8 protein-coding genes are annotated in these 9,146 nt (G+C 42.1%); 6 read left to right on the top strand and 2 right to left on the bottom strand.

Translation table 11 applies throughout. The annotated features are described in order from the left end of the window. Positions 1 to 408 (bottom strand): sugar-binding domain-containing protein (locus OIZ54_RS12125; protein ID WP_413680524.1); only part of this gene is annotated, 408 nt, incomplete at its 3' end. Positions 409 to 520: 112 nt separating this feature from the next. On the opposite strand from OIZ54_RS12125, the gene OIZ54_RS12120 reads away from it, so the two are divergent. Beyond that, positions 521 to 1,348 (top strand): AraC family transcriptional regulator, encoded by an 828-nt coding sequence (locus OIZ54_RS12120; protein ID WP_264390477.1) that lies wholly within the window; start codon positions 521 to 523, stop codon positions 1,346 to 1,348. On the opposite strand, the gene OIZ54_RS12115 is transcribed toward OIZ54_RS12120, so the two are convergent. Next, on the bottom strand, positions 1,345 to 2,328 hold the full coding sequence (locus OIZ54_RS12115) for a permease (protein ID WP_029772945.1): 984 nt from the start codon (positions 2,326 to 2,328) through the stop codon (positions 1,345 to 1,347). The two genes, OIZ54_RS12120 and OIZ54_RS12115, sit on opposite strands and share 4 nt — an antisense overlap. Positions 2,329 to 2,570: 242 nt before the next feature. On the opposite strand from OIZ54_RS12115, the gene OIZ54_RS12110 reads away from it, so the two are divergent. The 5 genes from OIZ54_RS12110 (at position 2,571) to OIZ54_RS12090 (ending at position 9,099) form a co-directional block, all read left to right on the top strand. Continuing rightward, on the top strand, positions 2,571 to 2,864 hold the full coding sequence (locus OIZ54_RS12110) for an ArsR/SmtB family transcription factor (protein ID WP_024033207.1): 294 nt from the start codon (positions 2,571 to 2,573) through the stop codon (positions 2,862 to 2,864). Positions 2,865 to 2,980: 116 nt separating this feature from the next. After that, positions 2,981 to 3,289 carry a hypothetical protein gene (locus OIZ54_RS12105; RefSeq protein WP_054982781.1) on the top strand — a complete coding sequence of 103 codons (309 nt, stop codon included), beginning with the start codon at positions 2,981 to 2,983 and terminating at the stop codon, positions 3,287 to 3,289. A 148-nt stretch (positions 3,290 to 3,437) separates the two neighbouring features. Continuing rightward, the gene (locus OIZ54_RS12100) at positions 3,438 to 4,700 is read left to right on the top strand and encodes a TolC family protein (RefSeq protein ID WP_264390476.1); all 1,263 of its coding nucleotides are present in this window, start codon (positions 3,438 to 3,440) and stop codon (positions 4,698 to 4,700) included. After that, on the top strand, positions 4,697 to 5,944 hold the full coding sequence (locus tag OIZ54_RS12095; protein WP_264390475.1) for an efflux RND transporter periplasmic adaptor subunit: 1,248 nt from the start codon (positions 4,697 to 4,699) through the stop codon (positions 5,942 to 5,944). Before OIZ54_RS12100 ends, OIZ54_RS12095 begins: the two co-directional genes overlap by 4 nt. An 8-nt stretch (positions 5,945 to 5,952) precedes the next feature. After that, positions 5,953 to 9,099: an efflux RND transporter permease subunit gene (locus OIZ54_RS12090; RefSeq protein WP_264390474.1), complete on the top strand. Its 3,147-nt coding sequence runs from the start codon at positions 5,953 to 5,955 to the stop codon at positions 9,097 to 9,099. Positions 9,100 to 9,146 lie beyond the last annotated feature (47 nt).

Genomic DNA, 9,146 nt, shown 5'->3' with positions numbered 1-9,146 from the left:
ATGGTTACGCTGAGCTAATTGCTCCGCCGTAACAGAAAACTCAGTGCGGTAGCAACCTGTTGGGTTATCGCTTGGTACAAATGGCGGGTTTACTGCAAAGGGGTATTTAACATTACAATAAATAGGTTTATCAAAGCCGTGTAGTTGCCAGTTAGAAGGCACTGGAATACTTTGCCAGTCGCTGGCGAGTGCCTCACTTAGTAATGACTCATCAACCGCTTCGGGCTTATCAAATAATTTAAAATCCCACTGGCCGTTTAAACTTTGTTTTTGTAATTGTGTGTTGGTACGGGCATGGTCAACGCTTTTAAAACCATTAAGTGGGCTGTGCGCTTTTACTTGATTAACTTGCATCGAAATAGGGTTTTCCCAATCGCGGCGGTTAATTATGTGCTGTAGTGAGTTCATTCGTGTCCTATTGCATGTGTGGCAATTATAGTGGCTTAAATATAGCTAAAATAATGCGTTGCGGTTATGCTTAAAGCTCTCTTTTATTTATCCAAAACTATCATTTTAAATTATGCGCAACACCATTGTAGATGTACTCGATATTGGCCCAGAGTGTACAGAGCGGTTTATTGATTTAGCCACGCTTTCGCAAATGCCAAGCCTTGAAATAGAGTTGGCAGGTTGCTCAAATTTATTGGGCGATTATTGTGTTGCACGTACTAACCCGCTTGAACACACTCTGTTTTATACTTTGGGTGGTCAGGGCACGCTAAAAACCATTAATAACCAATATCCACTTGCCGAAAATAGCTTAGCTATATTGCCAGCACGGCAAAGTTTTGAGGTTGAAATAGCAAGCGAAAACTGGGATGTGATTTGGCTAAACCTTGCAAATACCAAGCGCTGGCAACATTTAAATTTAGCGCAGGCTAAAGTATTAACTAATCAGCAATTAGCGCCATTACATTTAGCGATGGAGCTTTTATACAGCGAGGCAAACGCTACTTTGCGCGAAGGCGTAATGCCTATTTTAAGCCATTACTTAAATACTACGCTTCAAAGCGAGCCGCAAATAGGCTCACACAACAGATTAACTAGCTTGTTTTTAGAAGTAGAAGAGCGCCTGCAGTTTGATTGGACAATAGAGGCTATGTGCGAACAAGTACATTACTCAGCACCGCATTTACATAGGTTATGCCAAGCGCAATTTGGTAAAAGCCCAATGCAGCAGCTTATTTACTTACGTATTAAACGGGCTAAAAACTTGCTACTAAATACCCGCTGGCCTGTTGCCCATATTGCCGCTTATGTGGGGTATCCTAATATATTTAATTTTTCTAAACGGTTTAAAAAATCAGTGGGCGTGTCACCCACTGAGTTTAGAAAAATGAGCATTTAAAAAATAGCTTGGTATAAAAAGCCTGCACCAATAGCCATAGTAATAATGACAAACAAAAAGGCGGCTATCATTTGGTTTTTAAAAATTGATTTAAGCAAAATAACTTCTGTTAAGCTTGCGCCCGCGCTGCCAATTATTAATGCCATTACCGAGCCAAGCGCCATGCCTTTTTTGACCAATGCGGCACTGAGCGGAATAACGGCTTCGGCTCTAATATAAAGTGGAATACCAATAATGGCTGCAATAGGAATGGCATACCACATACCATCGCCCGCATATTTAGCAATTAGCTCGGTAGGAATAAAGCCATAAATAAACGAGCCTATTGCTACCCCTAGCATTAAGTACGGAAACACTTGTTTAAAGTCTTTAAAGGTGGCGTGCCACACTTTTACCCAGCGATTAGGCTGCGCTTTTTTAGGCTCTATTGCTTTAGGTTCGCCGCAGTTTGTGGTTGCACAGCTTGGCTCAACTTCTTTAGGCTCACTACAGCTTGGTTTTGCGCAGCTACTAGTAGATTCTGTGTTGTAAGCTTCTGGTTTTACATACCTTTCAAAGCCTAGCTTTTCAAGGGTATAGCCTGCAACAACCGACACCACCATAGCCACTAAAAAGTAAAATAAAGCGACCTGCCAGCCAAAGGTAATTACAAATAACCCAATGATCACCGGGTTAAGTAGCGGGCTGCCAAATAAAAATACCATCATAGGGCCAAAGCCCGCTCTCGCTCTTAATAATCCTTTTAAAAACGGAATGGTTGAGCACGAACAAAATGGTGTAATAGCCCCCAATAAAGCAGCAACAACGTAACCCTTACCGTTTTTTGAACTTAAAATGGATTGAATTTTTTCGGGTGTTATAAATAGCTGTAAAACACCCACTAAATAACTAATAACAATAAATAAAATAGTTAACTCTGTAGCTAAAAAGGCAAACATGCCTAACGCCTCTTTTGCCATTGCTAGCATTTCATTACTCATAACGCACTCCAAAGTACACAAGGTATAACTTACGTTAAGTAAGTTATATTTCGAATTTTATGGAAGTATATTGATGAGCAACAATATCGTCAATACTTTATTTCTAGATATATAGAAATGATTTTTATGCCCTTGTTTTTAAATGTTTTATTTTTTAACTTTTAAGGTAACTTGCTAATAAAGCTGTATTTAAAGATTCAAATTGTTATTATTTCTAATAATTTAGAAATTACGAGGTTGTAATGGAAATTATCGACGTTGCAAAAGCATTAAAAGAATTAGGCCATCCTACGCGTTTAACTATATATAAGCGTGTAGTTAAAGCAGGGCACACTGGAATTAGTGTTGGCAATATACAAGAAGAGCTAAGCATGGCGGGCTCTACACTTTCGCACCATATATCGGGCTTAGTTAACGCTGGGCTAATTAGCCAAAGGCGCGAAGGGCGCACGCTTTATTGCGTGGCTATGTACCAGCGCTTAGACGATGTAATTGGTTTTTTACAAAACGAATGTTGTGTAGACGAAGGGCAGTAAACTTTTATCAACGGTTTTGCGCGTTGTTTATTGACCTCAAGACGCGTGCGGGTTTAATATGCCGCTGTTCCTAGTTTGTAAAATAGGAACCTACTTTAAATTTAATTAGGTAATGGATGCGCTCAAACTACTTTTTAGTCGTGATACTTCTTGTGCTTGTACACAGCTTTATTAGCTGTGATGCTGCCGCGTATCATTTACAAGAAGAAGTCGATCATGCTTCGCACATTCAGTCTGTGGCCGATACAAACGATGAAGACGCGCAACCACCTACTGAAATTCATGCCCATCAACATTGCCACTGTGGTTACTACAGTACACTAAATCACTCTATAAACCCTGAAAAAAGCCAAGCAGCTCAGCCTGCTTGCTACAATGGTTTAAATTACCCACCAGATGTTCCGCCACCCAATTTTTATAGCTAGTTTTTAATTTTAAACACTTTGTATATAACTGCCTGCGCCTGTTCGCTACAAGGCTAGTTATGTACATATTTAGGTTGCTTAATCGCGCTTGTTTTTAAAATAGGCATAGTGATTAAGCCAACTCTGTTTGTTAAAACGGATATGCTATATGAACAAAAAACTACTTATGCTGGTGGCGCTACTGTGTGCATTACCAACATTGAGCGCTTTGGCAAAAAGCGAGCCTCAAAACGTATTAACGCTAAAGCAAGCGCTTAAAAATACCGAGCAGCAAAACTTACAGCTTAAACGCTACCCTTACCATCAAAAAATATTAACCGCGCTTAAAAGCCAAGCCGCGCTTTCACCTAACCCTGAGCTGAGCTTTGAAGCTGAAAACTTTTTAGGAACTCATGGCTCTCATGCGTTTTCGGGGGCGCAGTACACGCTGGCTTTGAGCCAGTTAATTGAGCTTGGCGATAAACGCCAAAATCGTATTAATTACGCTACTGCAAATATAAAAGCGCAAACAATTGAGTATAAAAATACTCGGTTAGCACTTTTAGCAACCACCGCTGAGCGTTATTACCAAGTGCTAAAATTTCAGGCGTTAATTGCACTAAACAGTGAGCGTAAAAACACTGTTAAGCAGGCACTCAACGCAATTGAAAAACGCGCTAAAGCCGGTGCGGTCTCAAGTGCTGATGTAACCCGCATGCGTTATGCATTAAGCCAAGTAGATTTAAACACGGCCATGCTACAAAGTGAATTTGAGCGCTCTCGCTTAGCACTCAATGAGCTTTGGCAAGAGGAGCAAGTGAGTGATTACTATGCGGGCGATTTATCACAAATAGCTGCTATTAAAAGTGAAGCCGCGCTACTTGATATGGTAAATGCAGCACCAGAATTTGCACTGCTACAGCAGCAATACATGCAACAAACGGCTAATTTAGCACTGCAAAAATCAACGGGTCAAAGTGATTTAACCCTTGGTGGTGGTGTGCGATATAACCAGCAAACTGATGCCAGCTCGTTTGTGTTTTCGTTTTCAATGCCGCTGCAATTAAGTAATGCTAATAGCGGTAATATTGAGGCGGCACAGCATCAACTTACGCTACTTAATGAACAACAAGGGCAATTACGTATTCAGTTACGTAAGCAAATACGCACGCTCTATGCGTATTACCAAGGCAAAAGCACACAGGCACAGCTTTTAACACAGCAGGTTATTCCACAAGCGCAAACGCTTATAAAACAAAGTTTAAAAAGCTATCAACAAGGGCGAATATCGGTATTGCAATTACTCGATGCACAGCAAGCTTTATTTGATTCTAAACGCGCACTTATCAACACCCATAGCGAGCTATATCAAGTACTCCTTACCCTTGAGCGTTTAACTGGCCAACCTTTAATTGAGACTCATCAATCATGAATAAAACTCTTATCGCATTATTAATTACGCAATTACTTACACTCCCACTTTTAAGTAGCACGGCTATGGCGTCGGCTAATCATCACGCAGAAGGTCACGAAGAAGGCCATGAAGATGAACACCAAGAAAAAGGCCCGCATGGCGGCTTTTTACTAACCAATAACGCCCTTGATTTAGAGCTTAAATTAACCCAGTTTGCCGGTAATACTGAGCTGCGAATATATGGGTTTAAGGACAATAAAACCGTTGATATAAACCAGTTGGACGTAACCATAAACGTGCAGCGTTTAAGTGAAGAGCCACAGCTAATTCGCTTTAAAGCTGAAGGTGACTATTTAGTAAGTACCGTGAGCGTAAACGAGCCGCATTCTTTTAAGCTTGATGTAATGGCTCGCTATAAAGGCGCTGAAATAAATTATCATTATGAGCAAGAAGAAGGGCGCACAACGCTAAGCGAGAAAGCAGTTGAACGCGCTGGTATTAAAACTGACATTGCAAAAGCAGGTAGCGTTGAGCTAACCGATACTTTATTTGGTGTTATAGCACCCACTGCGCAGAGCACCGTTGAAGTAATGGCGCCTTATACCGGCTTAGTTAACGATATTTTTGTAAGTATTGGCCAAAACGTTAAAAAAGGCGATAAGCTTGCCAGCATAACCAACCGCGAAACCCTACAAAATTACACCATAAAAAGCCCAATTACAGGTGTTATTACCGAGCAATATTTAAAGCGCGGCGAGCTTGCCAGTAGCGCTTTAATGCAAATAGTAAACCTTGAAACCGTATGGGTTGAGCTGTCGGCCTTTCCCGATAACATTGAAAAGCTCGCCATAGGGCAAAGCGCTACAGTGTACGACTTACATCATCATTTAAATGCCCAAGGTGAGGTGTTTTACATAGCCCCAATGATGAGTGGCGGGCACATTGCACGTGCGCGAATCGAGCTTAAAAACCCTGATGGCCATTGGCGACCAGGTATGCATGTTAATAGCGACATTAGTACTGCAAAAGTAGATGCGGCTGTACGCGTCAAAGCGATTGCTATTCAGGAATTTAACGGCAAACCTAGCGTGTTTATAAAAAGTGGCAATGTGTTTGAAGTACGCCCAGTAAAACTCGGTGCTAAAAACAGCGAATGGGTAGAAGTGCTTGAAGGGCTTTCGCCAACCAGTGAGTACGTAACTGAGAACAGTTATGTAATTAAAGCCGATATTTTAAAAAGCGGCGCAAGCCATTCACATTAGGAGGCAGCATGATTAACTGGATAGTTTCGTTTGCGGTTAAGCGCCGCATGATGGTGCTTGCACTCACACTTTTATTTGCTGGGTTTGGCGTATACAACACACAAAATTTAGCCGTTGATGCCGTACCCGATATAACTAATGTGCAAGTGCAAATAAATACCAAAGCGCCGGGCTTTACCCCGCTTGAAGCCGAGCAGCGTATTACGTATTTAATTGAAACTGCAATGGCGGGTATTCCAAAGCTTGATTATACCCGCTCAATTTCGCGTTATGGTCTTTCGCAAGTTACCGTTATTTTTAATGAAGGCACCGATATTTATTGGGCGCGCCAACAAATATCAGAGCGCATACAAAGTATTCGATCAGACTTGCCAGCCAATATTGAACCAAACTTAGGGCCAATTGCTAGCGGGCTAGGGGAGATTTTTACTTATTCTGTGCATGCAAATAACGGTGCATTAAAAGATGATGGTACGCCATTTAATGCAGAAGATTTACGTACCCTGCAAGATTGGGTTATTCGCCCGCAGCTATTAAAAGTAAAAGGCGTTACCGAAATAAACAGCCAAGGAGGCTTTGAGCGCCAGTACCAAGTAGCGCCCATGCCAGAAAAACTACTCGCTTATAAGCTCACGCTAAGTGATGTTATTACAGCACTTAAATTAAATAACAGTAACCAAGGTGCAGGGTTTATAGAGCGTTTTGACGGGCAATATTTAGTGCGCTCACCAGGGCAATTAAAAACCATTGATGATATAGCCAATACCGTGGTTGCTAAGCGCGATGATGCACCCGTTCGCATAAAAGATGTGGCCAACGTGCGTTTAGGCAAAGAGCTCAGAACCGGCGCCGCTACTTATAATGGTAAAGAAACCGTGCTTGGCACCGCCATGATGCTCATTGGTGAAAACAGCCGCGTAGTGGCAAAAGCCATGGCTGAAAAACTTAAAGATGTACAACTTAGCTTACCAGCTGGTGTAGTGGTTGAGCCCGTGTACGACAGAACAACCCTTGTTGATAAAACCATAGACACTGTAAAAACCAACCTGTTTGAAGGCGCGGTGCTGGTGGTTGTTATTTTACTGCTACTACTGGGTAATGTAACTGGCGCATTAATTACGGCCATGGTTATTCCGCTTAGTATGTTATTTGCCATTACAGGTATGGTAGGTAATAGAGTGTCGGGTAACTTAATGAGCCTAGGCGCAATCGACTTTGGTTTAATTGTTGATGGCGCTGTAATAGTAGTTGAAAACTGTTTAAGGCAACTTGGCCTTGCGCAACATAAGCATGGCAGGCTACTTACACTAAACGAGCGTTTAAATGTGGTAACCGCCGCCACTAAAGAAGTGTTCAGCCCAGCAGTATTTGGCATTTTAATTATTATGCTGGTGTATTTACCGCTGTTTGCACTAAGCGGGGTTGAGGGCAAAATGTTTCAGCCAATGGCATTTACCGTTGTAGCTGCACTAGTTGGCGCACTTATTTTTGCCATTACCTTTGTACCTGCCGCTATTGCGGTATTCGTACGTGGCAAGGTGAGTGAAAGCGAAAATGCAGTTATGCGAGGTATTAAAAAAGGCTATAAACCGCTACTTGGTCTATCGCTTAAGTTACCGTGGGTGATGGTATGTATTGCGGGTATTTTAGTGATTGCACTTGGCTTTAAAGTTAAAAATATGGGCGCTGAGTTTTTACCGCAGCTAGATGAAGGCGATATAGCCATGCATGCACTGCGTATTACCGGTACCGGTATTGAGCAATCGGTAAAAATGCAAAAAGAGCTAGAGCAAGCCATTTTAGCCATACCTGAAGTTGAAAAAGTATTTTCAAAAATTGGTACTCCCGATGTAGCAAACGATCCTATGCCACCTAACGTTGCCGACACCTTTTTAATGTTAAAACCGCGCGAGCAATGGCCTAACCCCGCTTTAAGCAAAGAAGAACTGGTTAAGCAAATTCGTCATTTAGTCAATGAAGTACCCGGTAATAACTATGAGTTTACCCAACCAATAGAAATGCGCTTTAACGAGCTAATTGCTGGCGTGCGCGCCGATGTGGCTGTGCGTATTTATGGCGATGATTTATCAACATTAAAACAGTTCGGTGAGAAAGCCACAGCCTTGGTACAAAATATTACTGGTGCAACCGATGTACGCCTTGAGCAAATGGAAGGCCTGCCTACGCTTTCGGTTACGCCGCTTCGTGACCACATGGCGCTGCTAGGTTTAACAGTAACCGATATACAGCAAAGTGTAAGTGCTGCTATAGGTGGTGTGCAAACTGGGCTTATTTATGAAGGCGATAAACGCTTTTCGTTATTAGTGCGTTTAGATGAGCGTTGGTCGAGCGATGTAACACAGCTTGCACGTTTACCTGTTGCAGTGCCAAAAAGTGCTAATCCCGACCTTGCATTTGTACCGCTTGGGGAAGTAGCAAATATTAGTATTAATAAAGGGCCTAATCAAATAAACCGTGAAAGCGGTAAGCGTAATGTTGTAGTAACTGCAAATGTAGAAGGGCGCGATTTAGCAAGCTTTGTAAGCGATGCGCAAGCCGCTTTAAATTCGCAGCTTAATTTATCTAGTGGTTATTGGATTGAATACGGCGGCACGTTTGAACAACTAGAATCGGCAAGTAAGCGGCTATCGCTGGTGGTACCGGTTACTTTATTACTTATATTTGGCCTGCTTTATAGCGCGTTTAATTCACTTCGTGATTCGTTAATTATATTTAGCGGCGTACCACTTGCCCTTAGTGGTGGTGTGCTTGCGTTACTGCTACGCGATATGCCGTTATCAATATCGGCAGGTGTGGGGTTTATCGCGCTAAGTGGTGTAGCGGTATTAAATGGCGTGGTTATGCTGTCGTTTATTAAGCAGTTAAGAGCCGATGGGCTTAGTTTAATAGATGCAATACAAACCGGTGCGCTCTCGCGCCTGCGCCCAGTACTTATGACGGCTTTAGTGGCGAGTTTAGGGTTTATTCCTATGGCGCTAAATACAGGCACCGGCGCTGAGCTACAAAGGCCGCTGGCAACGGTTGTGGTTGGCGGAATTATTTCATCAACTCTACTGACGCTATTAATATTGCCTGCACTTTATAAATTAGTGCATGCAAAGTTTACTAGGCATAAAAAGGCTGAGCTTATTTAGTATAGTCTGCAATTTTTTTAATATAAATTATCTATCTGGTTAAATAT

This window comes from Pseudoalteromonas sp. A3, assembly GCF_025942345.1.
In the GTDB taxonomy this organism is placed as follows: Bacteria; Pseudomonadota; Gammaproteobacteria; order Enterobacterales; family Alteromonadaceae; genus Pseudoalteromonas; species Pseudoalteromonas atlantica.
Note: the sequence above shows the minus strand (reverse complement) of the source record. Positions and strands in the feature narration are given on the sequence as shown.

Coding starts and splice junctions, on each gene's coding strand:
- OIZ54_RS12115 (WP_029772945.1), bottom strand. CDS start 2,328: ATGAGTAATGAAATGCTAGCAATGGCAAAAGAGGCGTTAGGCATGTTT.
- OIZ54_RS12120 (WP_264390477.1), top strand. CDS start 521: ATGCGCAACACCATTGTAGATGTACTCGATATTGGCCCAGAGTGTACA.
- OIZ54_RS12090 (WP_264390474.1), top strand. CDS start 5,953: ATGATTAACTGGATAGTTTCGTTTGCGGTTAAGCGCCGCATGATGGTG.
- OIZ54_RS12110 (WP_024033207.1), top strand. CDS start 2,571: ATGGAAATTATCGACGTTGCAAAAGCATTAAAAGAATTAGGCCATCCT.
- OIZ54_RS12095 (WP_264390475.1), top strand. CDS start 4,697: ATGAATAAAACTCTTATCGCATTATTAATTACGCAATTACTTACACTC.
- OIZ54_RS12105 (WP_054982781.1), top strand. CDS start 2,981: ATGCGCTCAAACTACTTTTTAGTCGTGATACTTCTTGTGCTTGTACAC.
- OIZ54_RS12100 (WP_264390476.1), top strand. CDS start 3,438: ATGAACAAAAAACTACTTATGCTGGTGGCGCTACTGTGTGCATTACCA.